21 protein-coding genes are annotated in these 22474 nt (G+C 62.9%); 12 read left to right on the forward strand and 9 right to left on the reverse strand.

All coding sequences use genetic code 11. The features are described 5' to 3' along the window. The first annotated feature begins 61 nt into the window (after positions 1–61). The 4 genes from ACVZUB_RS10670 to ACVZUB_RS10685 are packed head-to-tail and all read left to right on the forward strand — an operon-like array spanning position 62 to position 4210. Complete coding sequence (locus tag ACVZUB_RS10670; RefSeq protein WP_003940710.1) at positions 62–760, forward strand: enoyl-CoA hydratase-related protein; 699 nt, start codon at positions 62–64, stop codon at positions 758–760. A 12-nt stretch (positions 761–772) separates the two neighbouring features. Beyond that, on the forward strand, positions 773–1933 hold the full coding sequence (locus ACVZUB_RS10675; protein WP_341514177.1) for a M20 family metallopeptidase: 1161 nt from the start codon (positions 773–775) through the stop codon (positions 1931–1933). Further along, complete coding sequence (locus tag ACVZUB_RS10680; protein WP_003940741.1) at positions 1930–3078, forward strand: M20 family metallopeptidase; 1149 nt, start codon at positions 1930–1932, stop codon at positions 3076–3078. Before ACVZUB_RS10675 ends, ACVZUB_RS10680 begins: the two co-directional genes overlap by 4 nt. A 55-nt stretch (positions 3079–3133) precedes the next feature. After that, complete coding sequence (locus ACVZUB_RS10685; protein WP_030535059.1) at positions 3134–4210, forward strand: hypothetical protein; 1077 nt, start codon at positions 3134–3136, stop codon at positions 4208–4210. A 13-nt stretch (positions 4211–4223) separates the two neighbouring features. On the opposite strand, the gene ACVZUB_RS10690 is transcribed toward ACVZUB_RS10685, so the two are convergent. Beyond that, complete coding sequence (locus ACVZUB_RS10690) at positions 4224–4694, reverse strand: gamma-glutamylcyclotransferase family protein (protein WP_003940753.1); 471 nt, start codon at positions 4692–4694, stop codon at positions 4224–4226. A gap of 154 nt (positions 4695–4848) precedes the next feature. Between ACVZUB_RS10690 and ACVZUB_RS10695 the strand changes: the two genes are divergently transcribed. Both ACVZUB_RS10695 and ACVZUB_RS10700 read left to right on the forward strand, forming a co-directional pair. Continuing rightward, positions 4849–6252: an NAD(P)H-quinone dehydrogenase gene (locus ACVZUB_RS10695; RefSeq protein ID WP_341514178.1), complete on the forward strand. Its 1404-nt coding sequence runs from the start codon at positions 4849–4851 to the stop codon at positions 6250–6252. A 181-nt stretch (positions 6253–6433) separates the two neighbouring features. Beyond that, on the forward strand, positions 6434–7615 hold the full coding sequence (locus tag ACVZUB_RS10700) for an aminotransferase-like domain-containing protein (RefSeq protein WP_007727308.1): 1182 nt from the start codon (positions 6434–6436) through the stop codon (positions 7613–7615). Here the strand turns inward: ACVZUB_RS10700 and ACVZUB_RS10705 are convergent. Together ACVZUB_RS10705 and ACVZUB_RS10710 are read right to left on the reverse strand one after the other, a co-directional pair. Then, positions 7596–8381 carry a CoA-transferase subunit beta gene (locus ACVZUB_RS10705; protein WP_341514179.1) on the reverse strand — a complete coding sequence of 262 codons (786 nt, stop codon included), beginning with the start codon at positions 8379–8381 and terminating at the stop codon, positions 7596–7598. The genes ACVZUB_RS10700 and ACVZUB_RS10705 overlap by 20 nt on opposite strands. Beyond that, a complete protein-coding gene (locus ACVZUB_RS10710; RefSeq protein WP_003940930.1) occupies positions 8378–9292 on the reverse strand; it encodes a CoA transferase subunit A in 915 nt (304 codons plus the stop codon). The genes ACVZUB_RS10705 and ACVZUB_RS10710 overlap by 4 nt, the downstream gene beginning before the upstream one ends. Before the next feature lie 83 nt (positions 9293–9375). On the opposite strand from ACVZUB_RS10710, the gene ACVZUB_RS10715 reads away from it, so the two are divergent. After that, positions 9376–10272 (forward strand): LysR substrate-binding domain-containing protein, encoded by an 897-nt coding sequence (locus ACVZUB_RS10715; protein WP_030535055.1) that lies wholly within the window; start codon positions 9376–9378, stop codon positions 10270–10272. Here ACVZUB_RS10715 and ACVZUB_RS10720 read toward each other — a convergent pair. Both ACVZUB_RS10720 and glpK read right to left on the reverse strand, forming a co-directional pair. Then, positions 10269–11684, reverse strand: coding sequence for an MFS transporter (locus tag ACVZUB_RS10720; RefSeq protein WP_042449618.1), 1416 nt, complete (start codon positions 11682–11684; stop codon positions 10269–10271). The two genes, ACVZUB_RS10715 and ACVZUB_RS10720, sit on opposite strands and share 4 nt — an antisense overlap. A 171-nt stretch (positions 11685–11855) precedes the next feature. After that, entirely contained in the window at positions 11856–13346 is a 1491-nt protein-coding gene (gene glpK / locus ACVZUB_RS10725; protein ID WP_058039065.1) for a glycerol kinase GlpK, read from the reverse strand. Between the two features lie 108 nt (positions 13347–13454). On the opposite strand from glpK, the gene ACVZUB_RS10730 reads away from it, so the two are divergent. From ACVZUB_RS10730 to ACVZUB_RS10740, 3 genes are all read left to right on the forward strand, one after another. Continuing rightward, positions 13455–15197, forward strand: coding sequence for a glycerol-3-phosphate dehydrogenase/oxidase (locus ACVZUB_RS10730; protein WP_003940825.1), 1743 nt, complete (start codon positions 13455–13457; stop codon positions 15195–15197). Between the two features lie 174 nt (positions 15198–15371). Then, positions 15372–15839 (forward strand): hypothetical protein, encoded by a 468-nt coding sequence (locus ACVZUB_RS10735; protein WP_228232568.1) that lies wholly within the window; start codon positions 15372–15374, stop codon positions 15837–15839. A gap of 50 nt (positions 15840–15889) precedes the next feature. Further along, a complete protein-coding gene (locus ACVZUB_RS10740) occupies positions 15890–16606 on the forward strand; it encodes a GAF and ANTAR domain-containing protein (protein WP_003940742.1) in 717 nt (238 codons plus the stop codon). On the opposite strand, the gene ACVZUB_RS10745 is transcribed toward ACVZUB_RS10740, so the two are convergent. Then, positions 16575–17522: a LysR family transcriptional regulator gene (locus ACVZUB_RS10745; RefSeq protein ID WP_058039067.1), complete on the reverse strand. Its 948-nt coding sequence runs from the start codon at positions 17520–17522 to the stop codon at positions 16575–16577. The genes ACVZUB_RS10740 and ACVZUB_RS10745 overlap by 32 nt on opposite strands. 153 nt (positions 17523–17675) lie before the next feature. On the opposite strand from ACVZUB_RS10745, the gene ACVZUB_RS10750 reads away from it, so the two are divergent. Beyond that, complete coding sequence (locus ACVZUB_RS10750) at positions 17676–19052, forward strand: MFS transporter (RefSeq protein WP_482628406.1); 1377 nt, start codon at positions 17676–17678, stop codon at positions 19050–19052. Beyond that, positions 19049–19792 (forward strand): 3-hydroxybutyrate dehydrogenase, encoded by a 744-nt coding sequence (locus ACVZUB_RS10755; protein ID WP_165638229.1) that lies wholly within the window; start codon positions 19049–19051, stop codon positions 19790–19792. Before ACVZUB_RS10750 ends, ACVZUB_RS10755 begins: the two co-directional genes overlap by 4 nt. Positions 19793–19828: 36 nt before the next feature. On the opposite strand, the gene ACVZUB_RS10760 is transcribed toward ACVZUB_RS10755, so the two are convergent. From ACVZUB_RS10760 to ACVZUB_RS10770, 3 genes are all read right to left on the reverse strand, one after another. Beyond that, the gene (locus tag ACVZUB_RS10760) at positions 19829–20713 is read right to left on the reverse strand and encodes an aldo/keto reductase (RefSeq protein WP_217018668.1); all 885 of its coding nucleotides are present in this window, start codon (positions 20711–20713) and stop codon (positions 19829–19831) included. 86 nt (positions 20714–20799) lie between these two features. Continuing rightward, a complete protein-coding gene (locus tag ACVZUB_RS10765; RefSeq protein WP_234551628.1) occupies positions 20800–21723 on the reverse strand; it encodes a hypothetical protein in 924 nt (307 codons plus the stop codon). Continuing rightward, on the reverse strand, positions 21713–22363 hold the full coding sequence (locus tag ACVZUB_RS10770; protein WP_234551630.1) for a serine/threonine protein kinase: 651 nt from the start codon (positions 22361–22363) through the stop codon (positions 21713–21715). Before ACVZUB_RS10770 ends, ACVZUB_RS10765 begins: the two co-directional genes overlap by 11 nt. Positions 22364–22474: the final 111 nt, after the last annotated feature.

Consider the following 22474-nt stretch of genomic DNA (forward strand, 5'->3'; position numbering starts at 1 on the left):
AACCCTACTGAGGAGTCGGGTCGGTTCGCCGGGTGAGTTGGCGGGCGTTACTCTCCCATCCATGCCTTATCTCGAACGCGACGGCGACGTATTCATCCTGTACCTCGGCAACGAGGGCGAAACGGACAACGAGAACCGCTTCGGCCCCGAGTGGATCGACGCTGTTCACAGCAAGTTGGACGAGGTCGAAGCGCACGAGGGTCCCGCAGCCCTGGTGACCACCGCGACGGGCAAGTTCTACACGAACGGCCTGGACACGACGTGGATCTTCGGCAATCTCGACGGTCTCCCCGGCTACCTGGACAAGGTCCACACCATCTACAGCCGTTTGCTGACCTTCCCGATGGCCACGGTCGCGGCCGTGCAGGGGCACGCGTTCGGCGCCGGCGCCATGCTCGCGTCCTCGCACGATTTCCAGATCATGCGCGCGGACCGCGGCTTCTACTGCCTGCCCGAGGTGGGACTGAACATGCCGTTCACTGTCGGGATGTCTGCACTGCTGAACAGTCGTCTGCCCAAGCAGACGGCAGTCGATGCCATGACGACGGGGCGTCGCTTCGGCGGCGCCGACGCACTCGCTGCCGGCATCGTGCAGGAAACGGTCGACGGCGACGGAGTACTCGCCGCTGCTGTGGCCAAGGCGTCGGCACTGACGTCGACTCACGGCAAGAACTTGGCGGGAATCAAGGCAGGCATCCACCGCGATGCTCTTGCAGACCTCGCTCAGGTGACTGACAAGAGCAACTTCTCCTTCGGGTGAGACAATGATCGCGTGAACCAGAATGTCGACTGCGCAGTCAGGTCCGTAGAGGCCGATCTGATCGCGCTGTCGCATTCGATTCACAGCGACCCGGAACTCGCCTTCGAGGAGTTCCGCAGCGCTGCCAAAGTGTCGGACCTGCTGGCGCAGCACGGTTTCGCGGTCACTCGCGGGATCGTCGATCTGCCGACAGCTTTCGATGCCACCTACGGCAGCGGAGAGTTGGTCATCGCGATCTGCGCCGAGTACGACGCGCTGCCCGAGATCGGTCATGCCTGTGGGCACAACATCATTGCCGCCGCCGCGGTCGGGGCCGGCATCGCGTTGGCTACCGTGGCCGACGAACTGGGGATCACCGTCCGAGTGATCGGTACTCCCGCGGAGGAAACCGGTGGCGGCAAAGTTCTGATGCTCGAGCGTGGTGCATTCGACGGCGTCGGCGCGGCCATGATGGTTCATCCAGGGCCGATCGACATCATCGGTGCGACCTCGCTGGCCTTGGCGGACATCGCCGTGAGTTATCACGGTCGCGAGGCGCATGCGTCTGCTGCGCCGGAGTTCGGTCGTAACGCCGCCGACGCAGCGACGCTCGCTCAGGTGGCGGTCGGACTGTTGCGTCAGCACCTGCAGCCAGGTCAACAGATTCACGGAATCGTCAGTGACGGCGGCACGGCTCCCAACATCGTTCCGGCTCGGTCCGAATTGCTCTACTACCTGCGTGCCGAAACGGCCGCGTCGTTGGCCAATCTGTCCGAGCGTGCCGACGCGTGCTTCGCCTCGGGTGCACTCGGCACCGGGTGCACCCACGAAATCCGCACGGTATCGCCTACTTACACCGAGCTGACCCCCGATCCGTGGCTGGCGGCGGCGTACCGTGAACAGATCGTCGATCTCGGGCGGGTGCCACTGGCAGCGGAATGGGAGCGCTCCCGTCCACTGGGTAGTACGGATATGGGTAATGTGACCAATGTGATTCCGGGAATTCACCCGGTCATAGGCTTGGATTCATCGGGGGCAGTGACACATCAGCCGGAGTTCGCGGCTGCGTGTATCACCACCTCCGCAGATCGAGCGGTAGTCGACGGTGCAATTGCGTTGGCCCGCACTGCTGTCCGGGTAGCGTCCGATCCAGAACAACGCGCCCGTCTGTTGGAAGGGGTAGATCGCCGGTGAACGCGGCAATCGACACGTGGATTCACGCGCACACCGACGACCTCGTCGCGTGGCGTCGACACATCCATGCCAACCCGGAGTTGGCTCGCCGCGAATACGCGACCACCGAATTCGTCGCCACCCGCCTCACTGCCGCTGGATTGTCGCCGAAGATCCTTCCCGGTGGCACCGGTCTCACGTGCGATATCGGACCGGAGGGTCCACGAATCGCACTGCGCGCCGACATGGACGCTTTGCCGATGCAGGAAGCGACCGGGGCGACGTACTCGTCCACGGTCCCCGGTGTGTCCCATGCATGCGGGCACGACGCCCACACCACCATCTTGCTCGGCGCCGGACTGGCTCTGGCCACGCTGCCCGAACTTCCCGTCGGGGTTCGGCTGATATTCCAGCCCGCCGAGGAAGTCATGCCTGGCGGAGCACTCGACGTCATCGCCGCGGGCGCGCTCGACGGTGTGTCCAGAATCTTTGCTCTGCACTGCGATCCGCGACTCGAGGCAGGCCAGGTCGGAATGCGTCTGGGCGCGATCACCTCTGCTGCCGACACGATCGAGGTCGTCCTCGACTCTCCGGGTGGGCACACGTCGCGGCCGCATTTGACCACGGATCTGATCTACGCGCTCGGCACCGTCGTGACCGGGCTGCCGGGAATGCTCAGCCGTCGTATCGATCCGCGTACCGGAACCGTCATGGTGTGGGGCGCGGTCAGCGCAGGTCAGGCGCCCAACGCGATTCCGCAGACCGGCATGATGACGGGCACGGTACGTACCGGCGATCACGACACCTGGGAGTTGCTCGAACCGCTCGTGGAAGAAATCGTCCACGGACTGCTCGCACCCACCGGAGTTCGCTACCAACTCAACTATCGTCGCGGAGTGCCTCCGGTCGTCAACGACGAGGTGTCCACTCGGATGTTCGAGGACGCCATCGCGACCGTCGGACAAGATGCTTTGGCGGACACCCCGCAATCCGGTGGTGGCGAAGACTTTTCGTGGTACCTCGAAACCGTGCCGGGTGCCATGGCGCGGCTCGGCGTGTGGTCGGGTGAGGGCGATCAGCTCGACATCCATCAACCCACTTTCGATCTCGACGAGCGAGCACTCGGCGTCGGTGTGAAGGTTCTGACGAGCCTGGTTCTGGGATAGTTCCGGTTCCCGTCGGGGGTACCGTTTTTCGTGTCGTTCGAGTGAAGGTACGGGCATGTCCATAGGTGTGGGAGTGCGAATCGGCACATTGGTGTCGACGGCTGTCGTTGCGTCGAACGATCCGGGTTCGGCCGATCCGGTGGTATTGGTTCGGGACACGATCCTCAATCAACGCAAGGACGGAACGACGGTGCTCGGTGGCACCGAGCAACTGGGTGCCGGCCGTGAGTTCGCCGAGAGCTGGTCGGGCTTTGTCGGTCGCGTCGGGGACCCGAGTGGCGTCGCGGGAACTGCCGATACTCGTTACCGCGCCGAGGATTTGGTGGCGACCTCGATTCGCTGTCTGTTGCAGGAATGCGAGCCGCTGCCCGATCGTGGTGGTCGAAGCGGGGGAGCGCCCGACATCGTCGCGACCTACCCGTCACGCTGGGACTCGTCGACAGCGGCCCTCATGCAGGATTCGCTGGTCTACGCGGGCCTCGAACGGGTCACACTCGTCTCGGATGCCGAGGCCGTGTCGGCGTGGTTCGAGTCGGAAATCGCGGCACTCGCCGGCACGCTCATCGGCATCTATCACGTGGACGACACCGGGGCAGCGGTCACCCTCGTGCGTTCTGGTGTCGCGGCCGGCCGTGCATTCGGCTTTGCCGGCGACGGGAGTTCGCCGAGTTCACGCCTCGCGACGGCTCTGGGTGCGTTCGGTTGGATGCCGGAGAACCTGGACGCCGTAGTCGTCACCGGTGACGGCGAACCGGCGACAGACAAAGCGGCCATGATGTCCATAGCGGCCGGGATTGCCGAAAAGCTCGGTGTCAGATGTGAACTCGGTCCCGGACCTGAGCAGTCGGCTGCGCTGGGAGCCGCAATTCTGGCTGCCGGATTCACCTCGACGTCGCACACTATCGTGCCGATCGGATTGCCGCCTTCACACGACGTGACCGAGGTGTTCGACACCCTGGGACGCGAGAAGGTGGCGGCAGAAACCGCTGCCGGGGTGGCGACCGCCGAGCCGGAAACTGCAGTTGTCGCAGGCGAATCGGAGTCGCGCGGTTCCAAGCGTGTGCTCATCGGCGTGACGGTTGTGGTGGTGCTCGCAGCACTGGCAGTGCTCGCGTATTTCCTGCTGCTTTGAGCAGGGCAGCTATCTAATCGGTAACACCGTTACCCGGACCGACATTGCGGCTGTTTCTCGTCCGCAACTCTCGTACGTACTCGGCCGGCGCTCCGGCAATCTCGGCAGCGTCGGCCATCACACCGATGTAGCGGGCCGACGGCAGCCCGCCTTCGTACGCATCCATGACGTAGAGCCACGCAAGTACCGCGTCGCCGGCGGTGTCGACCCGCACGCGGATCTTGCGGTGCAGACCCAGTTCGGCACCTTCCCAGCGGTCCAGACTCACTTCGTCCTCTTCCGGGACGTCGTAGAGCACCACGAAAACACTGGAATCGGGATCTTCGACCACGGTGGCGAGAGCACCCTCCCAGCCGAGGTCCTCGCCGCTGAAGGTCAGGCGCCAGCCTCGCAGCCACCCTGTCCCGGACATGGGGGAGTGTGGGCAGCGCAACAACATCTGCTCGGGATGCATGTTGGAACCGTAGGCGGCATAAATCGACACGGGCGCAAGCCTAAACCGTGGTCCGAGGGTGTGGCGAAGCGGACCACCGGACGCAAGTAATCTGGTACAAGCACTGCGCGACACGTGGTGCTCGAATAGCGTGACACTGGTCGACGGGAGACCCCTGCCGGCCACGCGAGGACTTGGAGGACACATGACCCGGATCGTGATCATCGGTGGCGGACCCGCCGGCTACGAGGCGGCACTGGTAGCCGCGCAGCACGGGGCCGCGGTCACCCTGGTCGATTCGGACGGCGTCGGCGGTGCGTGTGTGCTGTTCGACTGTGTCCCGTCGAAGACGTTCATCGCGTCCACCGGAATCCGCACCGACATGCGTCGTGCATCCGACCTCGGCATCACTCTGGATCCGGAGCAGGCTTCGGTGTCACTGCCGAAGATCCACTCCCGAGTCAAGAGTCTCGCATTGTCCCAGTCCTCGGACATTCGCGCACGGTTGCAGACGGTAGGCGTCGAGGTTCTCTCCGGCACCGCCGAACTGACCGATCCACTCCTCGGCATGGCAGCACACCAGGTTCGCGCGACGCTCGGAAGCGGCGAGCAGAAGACCATCGACGCAGACGTCGTGTTGATCGCCACCGGCGCCAGCCCCCGCATCATCCCGGGAGCCGAGCCCGACGGTGAGCGAATCATGACGTGGCGCCAGCTCTACGACTTGGACGAGCTTCCCGAGCACCTGGTCGTGGTCGGTTCCGGTGTCACCGGTGCCGAGTTCGTCTCCGCGTACACCGAGATGGGCGTCAAGGTCACGCTCGTGTCCAGTCGCGACCGTGTTCTGCCCGGCGAGGATGCCGATGCGGCGCTCGTGCTCGAGGACGCCCTCGCCGAGCGCGGTGTCACCCTCGTCAAGCACGCCCGCGCGGACGCCGTCGAGCGCACCGAGAAGGGCATCGTCGTCAAGCTCTCCGACGGCCGCACGGTCGAAGGAAGCCACGCTCTGATGACCGTCGGTTCCGTCCCCAACACCAACGGTCTCGGCCTGGAGCGGGTCGGCATCGAGTTGGACAAGGGTGGATACCTGCGTGTCGACCGGGTCTCGCGCACCACGGTTTCCGGTATCTACGCTGCCGGTGACTGCACCGGACTGCTCCCGCTCGCGTCGGTGGCTGCGATGCAGGGACGTATCGCGATGTACCACGCACTGGGTGAAGGCGTCAGCCCGATCAAGTTGAAGACCGTCGCGTCGGCCGTCTTCACACGCCCCGAAATTGCAACGGTGGGTGTTTCGCAGGCAGCGATCGACAACGGAGAGGTGCCTGCGCGCACCGTCATGTTGCCGCTCAACACCAACCCGCGCGCCAAGATGTCCGGTTTGCGTCGCGGATTCGTGAAGATTTTCTGCCGCCCGGCTACCGGCGTGGTCATCGGCGGTGTTGTGGTCGCACCCACTGCTTCGGAATTGATCCTGCCGATCGCGATCGCCGTACAGAACAACCTGACGGTCAACGACCTGGCGCAGACGTTCTCGGTGTACCCGTCGCTGACCGGATCGATCACCGAGGCTGCTCGTCAGCTCATGCGTCACGACGACCTGGACTGACAACCGACCAGAGTCTTCTTACAATGTGGGAACTCTGTTTCACATACTGAAGTATTGGTGGGATAGTCGAGATACCGACCGAATCAAGGGTCGGTATCTCGGCGCTCTCCCGCCCCGTTGACCCAGGACGGCTCAGGGTGTTTTTCCTCTGACCTTCATTCTGCGTGCCTGGGAGCTTCATATGACACACGCCGCGCTGTCCGCTCGCATGGACGGACTCCGTAGTTCTGCAATTCGCGATCTGCTCACCCTGACTGCCCGGCCCGACGTCATCAGCTTGGCCGGCGGACTGCCCGATCCCGATTTCATTCCGCGGGAGCGAATCTCGAAGGCAGCCCACGACGCACTCGGTGACCCCTCGTCCGTTCAGTACGGCGAGACCTCCGGCCTGCTGCGCCTCCGTGAGGTGATCGCCGAGCGCGAATCATCCAAGATCGGGCGGACACTCGACGTGTCCGAAGTCGTGATCACCCACGGTTCTCAGCAAGGTTTGAGCTTGCTCGCGCAGGTCCTCCTCGACGCCGGTGACGTCGTGGTCGTGGAGGAACCGGCATATACCGGTGCGCTGCAGGTCTTTCGAACGGCGCAGGCCCGTCTCGTTCCCGTCCAGCTCGACGAGGACGGAATGGACACCGACGCGCTCGAAGCGAAACTCGACGCCGGTCTTCGGCCCAAAGTTGTTCACACCGTGAGCAATTTCCACAACCCGCGCGGCGCGGTGCTTTCGGCGCAGCGGCGAGCGCACTTGGCGGCACTGGCGGACCGATACGGGTTCTGGGTTCTCGAGGACGACCCGTACGGCGAACTGTACTTCGGCGAGAAACCGCCCGCACCGCTGGCGGCGTTGTCGGACAGGGTGATTCGGCTGTCCAGTGCTTCCAAAGTGTTGGCACCGGCGCTGCGCGTCGGCTGGCTGCACGGCGACCGAAAGGTCTGCGAGGCGGTCGAACTGATCAAGCAAGGCGCTGACCTGTGCGGGTCTTCGCTCACACAGCAGATCGCCGCAGACCTCTTCTCCGACGTCGAATGGTTCGACGCGCATCTCGACGTGCTTCGAGCGGGGTACGGCGCGAGGGCGAAGGCGTTGGTCACGGCCGCCGAGACGGAATTGAGTGGGCGTGCACGCTTTTCCGAGGTCCGCGGCGGGATGTTCTGTTGGATGGATTTCCTCGACGACGTCGACACCACCGAACTCCTGGGTGCCGCGCTCGCGCATGGCGTGGCATTTGTCCCAGGTTCGGCCTTCGCGGTCGAAGCGGACCTTGGTCGAAGCGCTCGACTGTGTTTCGCGACGTATCCCGAAGCGGTGCTGGTCGACGCCGTCGGCAGGCTCCGGGACAGTGTCACCGCAGGTACAGCCTGACTTTGTCGATAGTGTTGCGGAGCAGATCGATCTCCGTACCGGACGGCGGGGTGGTGACGGTGACGTGGTCGGCGACGGCCAGATCCCATCCCGTCGCCTCTCGCACCTGATCGACCGAGATGCCTTCGTGGACACTGGTCAGCTCCAACTCGCCGCCGGGGCACTGGTGTGTCAGGACACCGAGGTTGGTGAACACCTTTGTCACCCCTGCACCTGCCGGCATGATGCCCTTTCCGCTGGCGTGGGCGCGGGCGGGGCTGGGTGAGGTGCAGAAGTCGAGCGCGGCCGGAAAGGAACTGAGGTCGTGGCGACGCATCACGACGAAGATCTCGGCCGCGTTCGCGATGATCTCGACGGCCCCGCCTGCGCCGGGCAGTCTGACCGTCGGGTTCTTCCAGTCACCGATGAAACTTGTGTTCAGGCTTCCCGTTCGATCGATTTGAGCGGCCCCGAGAAAACCGACGTCGACGTTGCCACCTTGCAGGACATAACCGAAGAGTGCGGCCATACTGAGCACGGATTCGGCGCCGGAGACCACGACGGAGTCGGCGATACCTTCGGCCATCGCCGACGGATGCGCGCCGCACACTCCGGATTCGTAGATCAGTTCTACGTCCGGATTCGACGTGTGGCGCGCGAGATCGACTGCGAGCGTGGGGAGCCCGACTCCGGCGAAGACCCGGCGCTTACCCGCCAACTCGCGTGCCGCGACGGCGACGATCGTTTCGGTGGAGGTGGTGTTACCGCTGACAATCGTGGTGGTCACAGTCTGCTCCCGTAGTCGACAGGTGTGGAGAGTTTTGATCCGACCTCGAGATCCGACCAGTAGTCAGCTCCGAGCTTGGCGAGATATTCGTCGTGATCGCCGAGTGTGTACACCCATTCGTCGAGCCAATTTCTCAGCAACGAAGGGTCTTTGGAAATCTCGGTCCAGCGTCGGTAGAAGCCGCAATCGCGGTCGTAGTATCCCTGTGCGTACGACGGGTGCGCGCCGCGCGGGCAGACGACAACCGCGTCGACTGCATGCGAGGGAATCAGAGTTCGGCTCGGATCTGACCTGATGACCTCGTCGTCGACCAGCTCTTCCACAACGACGATCGCCTTCTTCGCGGCGTAAACGGCTTCTTGCTGCACCCCGGCGATGCCCCAGATCTGTGCGTTCCCGGACGTGTCCGCTCGCTGTGCGCCGATGATCGTCACATCCGGATTCAACGGCGGCACAACGTAGACGCTCCCGCCGCCGTACGGATCCTCGACGAGTCTCAGTTGTGGGTTGAGTGCGGGTAGATCACTACCGGCGTACGACCGCAGCGGGAAGAAGGGAAGCCTGGCCGCTCCCGCCTGATACCGGCACACCATGCCGTAATGACTGTATTCCTCGACTTCGAGGGGGAGCGGGTCCTGGTTCTCGATGCGTCTGCGTAACTCGTACAGAGAACCTGCGGAGCCGCTGGCGAAGAACGAGGCAACCAGCTTTCGGACGCAGCCGGCGGCGACGAGTTGATCGGAAACGATGTCCGGCGTCATCCGGCAGAGCGTGAGGTCCTTTCTGCCCTGCCGGATGATCTCGTGTGCCGCGGCAAAAGGAATGAGATGCGAAAATCCCTCCAGCGCAACGGTCATCCCGTCTTCGACGTATCGGCCGACGGCCTCTTTCATCGAGAGGGTCTTGTCCACGTGTGTACCTCTTCTTGTTCTTTCGCGCACTCGGTCGGTTTCGGAACTTGACATGTTCGGCCGGTGTGGCGCAACAATGTCGGGTGGAAATTCATCAGATCAACGCATTTCTCGCGGTGGCTGAGGAGCTACATTTCGGCCGTGCGGCGCAGCGGCTTCGGATTGCGCAACCGCCGCTGAGTCGAACGATCAGGCAATTCGAGAAACAGCTCGGTTCGCCGTTGTTCGATCGGAGCACTCGAACTGTGCGGCTCACTGCTGCCGGTGAAGCGCTGCTGCTTCCGGCGCGCGAGATTCTGGACGCGTGCCGGATGGCCGAGATCGCGGTGTCTGCGGCAGGCAAGGGAACGACAGGTCGCGTTCGCCTGGGTTTCGCGGGGACTTCTTCGCATCTGCTCGTCGGGCGGTGGGCGAAATTGGTGAGAAAGACCAATCCCGGTATCGAATTCGTGCTCGACAGTTCTGCTTTCGCGAACGAGGCGTTGTTGATGCTGCTCGATCGACGACTCGACATCGGGATGGTGCGGTGGACCGTACCGCCGCTCGGGATCACGTCGAGATTGATCGCCGAGGAGAACTTTCTGGTGGCCATGTCCAAAGACCACCCGTTGGCGTCGAGGGACTCGGTTCGGTTGATCGAATTGGAGTCCGAGAATTGGGTGACGCTTCCGGCGGAGCCAGGTTCGATTCTGCGGGAGTCTCTGCTCACTGCCTCGAAGAACGCAGGGTTCCTGGCTCGCATCGTGCAGACGGCACCGGATTCGATGTCGTTGATCGCGCTGGTGTCCGCGGAAATCGGATGCTCGTTGACCATTTCCTCGGTGGCCCAGAGCATCGTGAATCCTGATGTTGTCTTTGTTCCGGTCATGGACCCACCTCCTCCTCTTCAACTGCGTATCGCCTGGCGAGAGGGAGACGACAGACCTGCTCTTCTCGAAGTGTTGAAATTGTCCGAGCAGGCGCTGCCGTCCCTGGCCTAGACGGTTGCCCGACCGGTAGGAATCTCACCCGCTTCGGACTTCGGCGAGTTCGCAATATCGACAAGAGTGTTTTCGAGTTCGAGTTCGTCGTAGTCCGCTTGTTCGGCCGTCGAGAGTTCGCCCGCGTTGTAGCCGGTACGTCGGAGCAGGAGCAGGGTGCAGATCAGCGAGACAAGGGCGTACAGCCCGGATACGATCGCGACCCCGACGATATTGCCTGACGTGTTGAGCATCCACTGCGCCAGTACGGGAGTTCCGCCGCCGACGACAAGGGAACACAATTGGTACGCCGTCGACAGACCGGTGTAACGGATGTTGGCGGGGAAGGCCCGAGCGAGAACGCCGGCGATGGCGCCGTAGAACATCGAGTGCGGGATCGTGGCCAGACACATCGCGACGACTGCGATGGTGAAGTTCCCGGTTCGGATCGCGAAGAACATGGCGGGCATGAGGACGAACTCCGGTATCACCATCAGGCACATGGCTTTTCGCATGTCGATCTTGGAGACCAGGACGGCACCGAAAGGTTGGACGATGAACTGCACGACGAGCGCGATCGCGATGGCGGCCAGGAAGGTTCCTCGATCGTATCCGAGTTCTTTTGTAGCCCAGGACAATGCGAAGGTGTTCTTGAAATAGGTGACCTGGGCGAGGGGGAGTGCGCCGGCGCCGAGGAGAACCAGTACCCAGTGCTTGCGCAAGACTTCGGCGAGCGGAAGCTTGACGACCTTCTTGCGTGCGAGAACGGCCTTCATCTCGTCCGACTCTTCGAGTTTGAGGCGAATGATCATCCCGAGAATGACCAGCACCGCCGAGATGATGAACGGGATGCGCCATCCGTACAGGAGGAACGACGGCGTCGGCATCGAGGACAGAAGGAAGAACGCGATGGTGGCCAACAGATTTCCGGCGGGTGAGCCCTGTTGGGCGAACGCGGAGTAGAGGATGCTCTTGCCCTTCGGTGCATTCTCGCTGGCAATGAGCACTGCGCCGCCCCACTCGCCACCGACCGCGACTCCTTGGATGACGCGAAGGGTGACCAGACCGATCGGCGCCCAGATCCCGACCTGTGCGTAGGTGGGGAGGAGTCCGATGCCTACCGTGGCGACACCCATCATCATCAAGGTGATGACGAGAGTGTTCTTGCGTCCGATCCGGTCGCCGAGGTGACCGAAGATGATCCCGCCGATCGGCCTGGCGAGGAAGCCTGCCCAGAGTGTGATGAAGGCGAGGAGAGTTCCGACTCCGTTCGGGAGAGTGTCGGAGAAGAAGATGTCGCCGAATACCAGGGCAGCGGCAGTGCCGTAGATGTAGAAGTCGTACCACTCGATAGTGGTTCCGATGAACGAAGCGATACCGGCTCTTCGCGCCTTGGCGTTGATCTCCTCGGAACTGCGAGTGGGTGAACTCATGCGTGGCGACCTTTCTCTGCAACATTCGCGGCGCCGAAACGTGGCGTGCCTGAATGAGATTCGCAGAGTGGTGTAGGTCACGTCCAATACCAACTTGGTCGCCTATTGATACCTCAGGAGTATCAATAGGCGACCATGATCAGCTCTTCCGGTATGGAAGGATCGGGGTGATTACTCGGACCAGTTGTACGTCCGCTCGACGGCCTTGTTCCACTCCGCGTACAGCCGTGACCTTTCGGACTCGTCCATCGCCGGTTCCCAGGTTTGGCCGACGGCCCAGTTGTTGCGGATGTCTTCGGTGTCGGCCCAATAACCGATGGCGAGGCCCGCTGCGTATGCAGCACCGAGAGCTGTCGTTTCGTTGACCACCGGGCGGATGACGGGAACTCCGAGGATGTCCGACTGGAACTGCATCAGGGTTTCGTTGACCACCATGCCGCCGTCGACCTTCAGTGCGGACAGTTCGACTCCCGAATCCGCTCGCATGGCGTCGATGACCTCGCGGGTCTGGTATGCCGTCGCCTCGAGCGCTGCGCGGGCCAGGTGTCCCTTGTTGACGAACCGCGTCAGACCGACGATGACACCCCGGGCATCCGGTCGCCACCGAGGTGCGAACAGCCCGGAGAACGCGGGCACGAAGTAGGCGCCGCCGTTGTCGTCGACACTTGCGGCGAGCGGCTCGATGTCCTTGGCGTTCTGAATGATTCCGAGATTGTCTCGAAGCCACTGGACCAAGGAACCCGTCACGGCGACGGAACCTTCGAGTGCGTACACGGCTGGGGCTTCGCCGAGTTTGTAGCAGACGGTCGTCAGTAGTCCGTGCTTGCTGTGCACCGGCTTCGTGCCCGTATTGAGAAGCATGAAATTGCCGGTGCCGTAGGTGTTCTTGGCTTCACCCTCGGAGAGGCAGGCCTGGCCGAATGTGGCTGCCTGCTGGTCACCGAGGATTCCGGCGACCGGCACACCGGCGAGATTGCCGCGTGGACGTCCTGTGCCGTAGACCTCTGAGGAACTACGGATTTCCGGGAGCATCGACATCGGGATTCCGAAGTCCGCACAGATCGATTCGTCCCACTGGAGGGTCTCGAGATCCATCAGCATCGTGCGTGACGCATTGGTGACATCTGTCACGTGGACGCCCTCGGTCAGGTTCCACACGATCCACGTGTCGACAGTGCCGAAGCACAATTCGCCGGCCTCCGCTTTTGCTTTCGCACCGTCGACGTTGTCGAGAATCCAGCGGATCTTCGGCCCGGCGAAGTAGGTCGAGAGTGGTAGTCCGGTCTTGTCTCGATACTTGTCCGGACCCTCGTCGCCGCCCAGTTCGACACACAGTTGATCCGTGCGCGTGTCCTGCCACACGATCGCGTTGTAGATCGGCTCACCCGTCGAACGCTCCCAAACGACGGTCGTCTCACGCTGATTCGTGATTCCGACGGCAGCGATGTCGGCCCGCGTGAGATCGACCTTCGCGAGAGCGCCGGCCACCACCTCCCGAGTGTTGATCCACAGCGCCGCCGGATCGTGCTCGACCCAACCTGCTCGCGGGAAAATCTGCTCGTGTTCTTTCTGCGCAACGCTCACCACGGCGCCGTCGTGATCGAAGATCATGCAGCGGCTCGACGTCGTGCCTTGGTCGATGGCGGCGATGTATTGATTCACTGTGCTCCTAGGTTCGGGCGTGTTCGCAGTAATCCGTGCGCTGTCGCAGTATGTGGATCAAGCTACTAGCCTGTAAACGGATTCGTCGTCGACTTACAGGAGACCGGGTTGAGTAAGCAGCAAGGTGCGCAGTTTCTCGGCCCGCAGCAGCGCGAAGCTGCTTGGGAACAACTTCAGACCGAGCAATTCGACGTCGTCGTGGTGGGCGGTGGTGTCGTCGGTGTCGGAGCGGCCCTCGATGCGGCCACCCGCGGGCTGAAGGTTGCGTTGGTCGAGGCCCGTGACTACGCATCCGGTACGTCCAGTCGCTCGTCGAAGATGTTCCACGGCGGTCTCCGCTATCTCGAGCAACTCGAATTCGGCCTCGTTCGTGAAGCATTGCGTGAGCGCGAGCTCTCGCTGACCACGCTCGCTCCGCACCTGGTCAAGCCGCTGAAGTTCCTGTTCCCTCTGGCTCACCGCGTGTGGGAGCGCCCGTACATGGCCGCGGGAATCTTCCTCTACGACCGAATGGGCGGCGCCAAGTCGGTCCCCTCCCAGAAGCACTTGACGCGGGCGGGCGCACTGCGCATGTCGCCGAGCCTCAAGCGCAGTTCACTGACCGGTGGCATCCAGTACTACGACACCGTCGTCGACGACGCTCGGCACACCATGACCGTTGCACGGACCGCCGCCCACTACGGCGCGGTCGTCCGAACGTCGACGCAGGTCGTGGGATTTCTGCGTGAAGCGGACCGGGTCTCGGGAGTTCGTGTTCGCGACTGCGAAGACGGCCGTACCGCGGAGGTCAAGGGTCACGTCGTCATCAATGCAACCGGTGTCTGGACGGACGAAATCCAGGCCCTCTCACGTCAGCGCGGACGGTTCCGGGTGCGAGCGTCGAAGGGCGTACACATCGTCGTCCCGCGCGATCGCATCGTCAGTGAAGCCGCCATCATCCTGCGTACCGAGAAATCGGTGCTGTTCGTCATTCCGTGGGGCAGTCACTGGATCATCGGCACCACGGACACCGACTGGAACTTGGATCTCGCTCACCCAGCGGCAACCAAAGCAGATATCGACTACATCCTCGGCCACGTGAACTCCGTTCTGGTCACGCCGCTGACGCACGCCGACATCGACGGTGTCTACGCAGGCCTGCGTCCGCTGCTTGCCGGTGAGAGCGACGAGACGTCGAAGCTCTCGCGCGAGCACGCCGTTGCCCGTGTGGCTCCAGGCCTGGTCGCCATCGCCGGTGGAAAGTACACGACGTATCGGGTCATGGCGGAAGACGCCGTCGACGTCGCAGCAGAAGACATTCCGGCGCGAGTGGCATCGTCGATCACGGAGAAGGTGCCGCTCGTCGGCGCCGACGGATACTTCGCGTTGATCAATCAGACTGTGCAACTGGGCGAGCAGTACGGCTTGCATCCGTATCGCGTCAAGCACTTGCTCGACCGCTACGGTTCACTCATCACGGAGGTCCTCGAACTCGGCCGACAGACGCCGGAGTTGTTGCAGCCCATCACAGATGCCCCCGATTACCTTCAGGTCGAGGCTGTGTACGCCGCCGCGGCCGAGGGTGCATTGCACCTCGACGACATCCTGGCTCGCCGCATGCGCATCGCAATCGAGTACCCGCATCGTGGTGTCAACTGTGCGCAACAGGTTGCCGGATTGGTTGCCCCGATTCTCGGTTGGGATGCCGCCACCGTCGAGCGCGAGGTCGACACGTACCGAGCGCGCGTCGAAGCGGAGATCGAGTCGCAGACCCAGCCGGACGACGAGTCGGCCGACGCCTTGCGCGCCGCAGCGCCGGAGTCTCGGGCCGAGATCCTCGAACCCGTCGTCGTGGTGCCGGATCGGGTCTGAGTCGCCCGTCGTTTGTTCTCGGTCTGTCGCGGGTAGGCGGATGTCGAATCACCACCCGTGTCAGCACAGACCGGTCGAGCGTCGCCCAGGAGGATCCCAATGTTCGGTAGTCGGTCGAGATCTGCTGAGGAACACATAGCCACTGCTTATCTGGTCACTCACCTGTGCGGAGCGATGGTAGGGCTGCAACTCTCGCGGTCACTCTCGGACTCGTACGGCGCGTGGGCCGACGGTGAGCTGGACTCGTTGCCGGGTGAGCTCGAGTACGAGATCGAGCAGCTGCTGCAACTGATCGAGGACACCCAGGGCATATCTCTGCCGCGGTACTCCAAGATCGACGCGACGGTCAATCGGATCAGGCGCCTCGTCCATGTCGACGCCATCTGGCGCAACCGTCTCGTGAAGCTGGCAACTCTCGAGATCATGCGGACCGCTCTGTGCGGCAAGAGTGCGATGTGGGAGGTCCTGAGAGACATTCCGGCCGGGGAGACGGAGGAGCAGTACCGCGAGCTCAACGACCTGGTGTCCAAGCAGATCACCACCGTCACGGCTCTGCATCACCGCGCGGCCACGGAAGCTTTTCAGGGGACGGACGGGCGGGAATCGGCGAGCGGCGGCGACCCCATCCGCTCGAGTAAGTAAGGTTTGTACCGTTCGGTGAAGAATTCGATGAACGGTAGACCCCGAGGTGTATGGAGATGGCTGAGCGCGACCAAGCACTGACAGAACCCACGGCAGTGTTCGCGGCGTTGGCGGAGATCCTCTACTCCGCCGCAGACAGCGCCGAGGTGTACTCCGCGATCTGTTCGGCGGCTGTCGAGTTGATTCCCGGTTGCGATCACGCAAGCCTGATGCTGCGACGGGGAAACACCAACGTCACGGTAGCGGCAAGCGACGAGATCGCCGAGCATGCAGACGATCTCGAACGTGCGACTGGCGAGGGGCCGTGCATCGACGCCCTCGACACGGAGGCGCCGCAGCTCGAGTCAGATCTTCGCACTCCGAATCAGTGGCCCGAGTTCGCTCGGAAAGTAGTGGCAGAGACACCCATTCGTGGCTCGATGGGGTTCCGACTGATGGTCGATCGTCAGAAGTTCGGTGCCCTCAACCTCTTCTCCGACACTCCGGGAGCATTCACGGAAACTGTTGCCGACCACGCGATCATGTTGGCATCGTTTGCATCCGTGGCCGTCACCGCGCTGAACCGAGGAGAGGATGCCGACTCGCTGCGGCGAGGTCTGGCGAGCAGTCGCGAAATCGGTCAGGCCGTCGGTCTGCTGATGGCATTGCATCGGGTGTCCGACGACGAGGCCTTCGACATTCTGGTGCGAACCTCGCAGAACATGAACGTCAAGATCGCCGAGTTGGCGCGCAAGGTCATCGTCCAGCATCGTTCGACTCTGGACTGAGCGCTTCGTTCGCCCCGGGAGAGCCGAGGAGTTGAGATCGCTTGCGATCCACCGTCTCTCGAAGTGCCGTCACCACCGCTGCGACTTCCGGTCGGCGCAAGGATTCAGAACGAGCCACCAACCAGTACGAAAGTCTGACTTCGATGTGAGTCGGCAGCACGCGAATCAGATCGTCGTGCTGCTCGGCCATGAAGCAGGGGAGCAGGCCGATGCCGGCACCCGCGCGCGTTGCCTCGATGTGGACGAACACGTTGGTGGACGTGACGGCCTCGCGCATGGAAACCGTGAGCTTGCGGGCCAGATCGAGTTCGTCGACCTGCAGCATCGAGTCGATGAAATACACGAGCGAGTGTTCGGCCAGCTCTTCGGCACTTTCGGGCACTGCATTCTGACGTAGATACTCTCGGGAGGCGTACAAACCCAGCGCGTAGTCGGCCAGATGGACGGCCTCGGCGCGGTGAACTTGAGGTTTGCCGACAACAACCTCGATGTCGAGCCCCGAGCGTATCTGCGACGCCTTTCTGGTCGCGACGACTATCTCCACGCTCACGCGAGGATGGCGTCTGCGAACCGCTGCGCCGGCGGGGGCCGCGATGTATGCGCTGAAGCCGTCGGTGGCCGAGACCCGCACGACGCCGTCGAGTTGCTGCTGACCGGTGGAGTCGAGTGCCAGTTCGTTCACCGCGGCCTCGATGCGCTCGGCCGCGCTGAGGGCTTGTCTGCCCAGGTCGGTCAACTCCCAGCCGCCGGACGAGCGGACCAGTACACGGCCGCCGAGGCTCTTCTCGAGCGAGGCGATGCGGCGCGAAATGGTGGTGTGGTTGAGGCCCAGGTCGTCGGCGGCGGTGTTGAAGCGGCCGGTGCGACCGACCGCGAGAAGCACCAGTAGGTCGTCCGGGCTCAGTCCGAGTGTCATATCTGCATTTTTGCACCTGTATGGTGCGAGATTTGTCATTGTCGTGCCAAGAATCTGCACCGATACTCATCGAGTCAAAAAAAATGTGCGAGCGGTCACATTCCTGATCGTGAAGAGCAGGCGAATCGCGAACTGAAGACGAGGGAGTCCACGATGAGTGTCGACAACATGCCGAAACCCGAGAGCCAAGCCCCACCATCGGGGCTGAAGAAGGTGGTCGGCGCCTCGATGGCGGGCACCGTGGTCGAGTGGTACGAGTTCTTTCTGTACGGCACGGCGGCCACTCTGGTCTTCAGCAAAGTCTTCTTTCCTGGCGGCGGCAACGAGCTGGATGCGATCATCGCGGCTTTCATCACCTACGCCGTCGGATTCGCCGCCCGGCCACTCGGCGGAATCGTCTTCGGATATTTCGGAGACAAGTTCGGCCGGAAGCAGTTGTTGCAGTTCAGTTTGCTGCTGGTCGGTGCCGCGACCTTCCTGATGGGCTGCCTACCGACCTACGGTCAGATCGGCTACTGGGCGCCGGCACTGCTGGTCACGCTGCGCTTCATCCAAGGATTTGCTGTCGGCGGCGAATGGGGTGGGGCGGTACTCCTTGTCGCCGAGCACAGCCCGAATCGATCTCGCGGGTTCTGGTCGTCCTGGCCTCAGGCCGGCGTGCCGATGGGCAACCTGGTGGCCACTGTCGTGCTGTTGATCCTGACGTCGACGCTCTCGGACGAATCCTTCATGAGTTGGGGCTGGCGCGTTGCCTTCTGGCTCTCCGCGGTGATCGTTCTGGTCGGGTACTACGTTCGGACCAAGGTCACCGACGCTCCCATTTTCATTGCGGCGCAGAAGGAAGCAGAACTGGTCAAGGCAACCTCGTACAGCGTTTTCGAGGTGGTCAAGCGTTACCCGCGCGGAGTGTTGACCGCGATGGGCCTGCGTTTCGCCGAAAACGTCATGTACTACCTCGTGGTGACCTTCTCGATCACCTACCTCAAGGTCGTCGTTCATGCGGACACGGCGCACATCCTCTGGTGGATGCTGATGGCACATGCCGTGCACTTCGCAGTGATTCCGTTGGTGGGCAAACTGTCCGACACGATCGGTCGACGCCCGGTGTACATGATCGGCGCCGTCACCGCCGGAACATGGGGATTCTTCGCCTTTCCGATGATGAACAGCGGGCACAATGCAGTCATCTTGTCGGCAATCATCATCGGGCTTGTGTTCCACGCGTTCATGTACGCCGGCCAACCCGCGATCATGGCCGAGATGTTCCCGACCCGGATGCGCTATTCCGGTGTCTCCCTGGGATATCAGGTCACGTCGATCGTGGCAGGTTCACTGGCTCCGATCATCGCGACCGGACTGCTGAGCAAGTTCGACTCCTCGGTCCCCATCGCGATCTATCTCCTGTTTGCATCCCTGGTCACCATCGTCGCAGTCGTTTTCGCGCGGGAGACCAAGGGAATCTCGCTCGAGTCCGTCGATGCCGCCGACGCACGAGTGCTCGCCGACGAGCGGGCCGGTGTTTCCGCATGACGCTCTCCGGCAAAACGGCACTGGTCACCGGTGGTGCCAGCGGTATCGGCGAGGCGTGTGCTCGACTCCTTGCCGCCCGCGGCGCCCACGTCACCGTCGCTGATCTCGACGACGTCGCTGCGAAGGCGCTGGCCGACGAGATCGACGGCACTGCGTGGGCCGTCGATCTCCTCGACACCGACCAACTCGTGGATCTGGCACTCGAGACGGACATACTTGTCAACAACGCCGGCATTCAACGGGTCAGTCCCATCGAGGATTTCGACGTCGAGGACTTCCGGAAGATTCAACGCCTCATGGTCGAAGCGCCGTTCCTCCTGGTCAGAGCGGCCCTGCCGTACATGTACCGCAAAGGATTCGGACGCATCGTGAACATTTCCTCGGTCCACGGGCTCCGCGCTTCGGCATTCAAGAGTGCGTACGTCACGGCAAAGCACGGACTCGAAGGGCTGTCGAAAGTTGTTGCGCTCGAAGGTGCCCCACACGGTGTCACCAGTAACTGTGTCAATCCGGGCTACGTCCTGACACCACTCGTGCGATCCCAGATCTCCGACCAGGCAAAGGTTCACGGAATCAGTGAATCCGAGGTTGTCGAGAAGGTGATGCTCACTGAGAGCGCGATCAAACGGATGGTCGAGCCCGCGGAAGTGGCATCGCTGGTGGGGTGGCTGGCATCGCCCGAGGCGTCGATGGTGACGGGGGCTTCGTACACCATCGACGGCGGGTGGAGCGCCAGCTAGATCACTGGGGCTGCTGTGTTGTTCAAGCTGCCGGGTTCAGGCTTCGGGAATATCGATTCCGAACTTCTCGCGGGTGATGACCTCGGGTTCGGGACCGCCGCGAACTCCGGTGTCGAGTGCGTCGATTGCGGAGAGTTCTTCGGCGGTGAGTTCGAAGTCGAACACGTCGAAGTTCTCCGCGATCCGCGAGGGAGTCACCGACTTGGGGATCACCTGGCGGCCCTGCTGGAGGTGCCAGCGCAGCATCACCTGTGCAGGCGACTTGCCGTGAGCGGTCGCGATGGCGCCGATGGTGGCGTCCTCGAGGGTCGAGCCGTGGGAGCCGTCGCGGTAGAACGTGATTCCGCCGATCGGTGACCATGCCTGAGACAGAATCCCGTGATCGGCGTCGGCCTCGAGCAAAGTCGACTGCCTGAAGTACGGATGAACCTCGATCTGGTTGACCGCCGGCACCACGGACGTTGCGTCCAGGAGTCGGGTGAGGTGATCCGGCATGAAGTTACTGACTCCGATGGCGCGGACCTTGCCGTCGGCCAGAAGCGTTTCCAACGCCCTGTACGCGTCGATCGTGCGCTCGAACTCGCTCGGCAACGCCTGATGGAGGATCAGGAGGTCGAGTTGTTCGACACCGAGTTTGCCTGCGCTCTTGTCGAAGGCATGCAGAGTCTCGTCGTATCCGTAGTCGGTGATCCAGACCTTCGTCTCGACGAAGATGTCCGCGCGATCGAGTCCGGATCGCCGGATCGCCTCACCGACTCCCTTCTCGTTGCCGTAGGCCGCGGCAGTGTCGATATGGCGATAACCCGTCGACAGCGCGGACTCGACGGCGGCGAGTGTTTCGTCCGGCGGCGTCTGGTACACGCCGAAACCGAGCGCGGGGATGTCGACGCCGTTGTTCAGTTTCAGACTCGGGATGCTCATGTCGTCCACGGTAGCGGCGGCCGGGGGTTCGGCGGGAGTGACTGCTCAGCCGGGTAACGGCAGTACCTCCCTCGACCGGCAGTACTTCAGCTCGGTTGGCAGGTGCCGCCGATGGGTAAAGCCTGCGCTCGTTCGCCTACCCAGCGGCCGATGTCGCTGAGCATCGCAGTACCGTCGGCGAAAGTGCCCGAGTCCGGCTTGGCTGCGATGGCGACAGCGAGTTGTCCGGTGCCGCTGCTGATGATCCCGAATTGGCGGACCAGATAGCCGCCGTCGTCGTCCGGCCCCCACCCACCTTTGAATCGAGCGGCTGGGATCACTCCCAGGCCCCACTGTTGGTCGGGGCTGATGCTGCCCATGAGCCCGAAGACTTCGGTGGCGTCGCTCCGGCATGGCAGGGTGGCGGCGAATTGCGCTTGGACGGCAAGTGGCCATTGTGTTTGACCGAACGAGCTGAATTCTGGTCTTAGCGTGTGTGATTCCACGGTGGTGGACATATCGCCGGAGGCCACGAGGACTGACTCGACCTTCGCTGCGGCAGTGGTCGGATCGCCGAGGCCTCGCCACAGTTCTTCGGCTGATTCGTTGTCGGAGGTGGTGACCGCCTGCTTGACCGTTGTGAGTTCTGTGTTGTCGGGTTCGTGGAGGGCTGCGATGGACAGTGGGACTTTGATGGTGGACCAGGCGACTCCGTTCTGCCACTCGCCGGCAACGAGTGACTGACCTCCGCCGACGGGCACGAGTGCGATACCCACGGCGCCGCCGAGGGTGTTGCCCAGGGCCTCGAATCCGGCGAGCGGGCCGACACCGTTGCCCGGGGCGGCAGGAGTCTCTGTCGGCTCCGGTGGAACGACGACGATTTCGGTGATCGTCTCGACCTTCTCCGACGACTCGTCTCGCGTCGGAATCGTGCAGCCCGCGAGGGCTGCTGCAGAAGCAGTGGCGAGTGCAACCGCCAGGAGTCGTCGGCGCGTCCCGCTACGAGCCTCGACGCACTGCTCAATAGACATAGACCACCGCGTTGTTTCCGCCGGTACACGTGACGACTTTGTTGCCGGCGCAGTTCATCGAGTACCGAGTTCCCGTGACCGGACTCACCGCGCTGATGGAGACCGGGCCGCCGCGTCGACCCTGGCTCACGTACTGGTAGCGCACTTCTTCGGCGAACTCACAGGACGTCACGCTGGTGCCGACGGCGGACGTCGTGAATTCGTTGTTCGAGAACACCGATCCACAACGCGCTGCGCTGCCAGGGACCGACTCGTTGGGCGCGGGTGTGACGACGCCGTTCTGCGGCGCGGCCGCAGGTGAGGTGATCACCACGGTTTCCGTGCGTGCGGTGTTCTCGTCGGAATTGTCGTTCAAGACGAGAGGGAGAACCCATACGTAGACCACGACGGCGACGAGTGCGACTGTGACAACTCCCAGTAGGACCCACAGCCATGCATACGATTTCGGCGGGCGGGGAGGCATCGGCGAATATCCAGTGCCTTGACCGTATGGGGGCCGGGGCGGGGTGTAAGCAGGCTGATGCCCCGAGTACGGAGCCTGACCGGGTGTGATGCCCGGCGGCGGAGGAGGGGGCGGAGGGAGAGGTGTCGTGTGGTTGGGGTCGTTGTTCCAGGGATACGGCGACTGTGGTGTTGTCATTGCGGGCTGCTCCTCTGCCTACTTGATAGAAGTGGGCCGAGTTAGTCGTCGATCACCGCACATCGAAATTGCCGATTGTTAGGTTTCTGCGAATTGCCCGTCTTAGTTATA

The sequence above is a fragment of the Rhodococcus sp. OS5 genome, assembly GCF_056837585.1.

What these genes read in the sequence shown, in the direction of transcription:
- ACVZUB_RS10670 (WP_003940710.1), top strand. Translation starts at nt 62, where the DNA reads ATGCCTTATCTCGAACGCGACGGCGACGTATTCATCCTGTACCTCGGC.
- ACVZUB_RS10685 (WP_030535059.1), top strand. Translation starts at nt 3,134, where the DNA reads ATGTCCATAGGTGTGGGAGTGCGAATCGGCACATTGGTGTCGACGGCT.
- ACVZUB_RS10695 (WP_341514178.1), top strand. Translation starts at nt 4,849, where the DNA reads ATGACCCGGATCGTGATCATCGGTGGCGGACCCGCCGGCTACGAGGCG.
- ACVZUB_RS10700 (WP_007727308.1), top strand. Translation starts at nt 6,434, where the DNA reads ATGACACACGCCGCGCTGTCCGCTCGCATGGACGGACTCCGTAGTTCT.
- ACVZUB_RS10720 (WP_042449618.1), bottom strand. Translation starts at nt 11,684, where the DNA reads ATGAGTTCACCCACTCGCAGTTCCGAGGAGATCAACGCCAAGGCGCGA.
- ACVZUB_RS10735 (WP_228232568.1), top strand. Translation starts at nt 15,372, where the DNA reads ATGGTAGGGCTGCAACTCTCGCGGTCACTCTCGGACTCGTACGGCGCG.
- ACVZUB_RS10740 (WP_003940742.1), top strand. Translation starts at nt 15,890, where the DNA reads ATGGAGATGGCTGAGCGCGACCAAGCACTGACAGAACCCACGGCAGTG.
- ACVZUB_RS10745 (WP_058039067.1), bottom strand. Translation starts at nt 17,522, where the DNA reads ATGACACTCGGACTGAGCCCGGACGACCTACTGGTGCTTCTCGCGGTC.
- ACVZUB_RS10750 (WP_482628406.1), top strand. Translation starts at nt 17,676, where the DNA reads ATGAGTGTCGACAACATGCCGAAACCCGAGAGCCAAGCCCCACCATCG.
- ACVZUB_RS10755 (WP_165638229.1), top strand. Translation starts at nt 19,049, where the DNA reads ATGACGCTCTCCGGCAAAACGGCACTGGTCACCGGTGGTGCCAGCGGT.
- ACVZUB_RS10760 (WP_217018668.1), bottom strand. Translation starts at nt 20,713, where the DNA reads ATGAGCATCCCGAGTCTGAAACTGAACAACGGCGTCGACATCCCCGCG.
- ACVZUB_RS10765 (WP_234551628.1), bottom strand. Translation starts at nt 21,723, where the DNA reads ATGTCTATTGAGCAGTGCGTCGAGGCTCGTAGCGGGACGCGCCGACGA.
- ACVZUB_RS10770 (WP_234551630.1), bottom strand. Translation starts at nt 22,363, where the DNA reads ATGACAACACCACAGTCGCCGTATCCCTGGAACAACGACCCCAACCAC.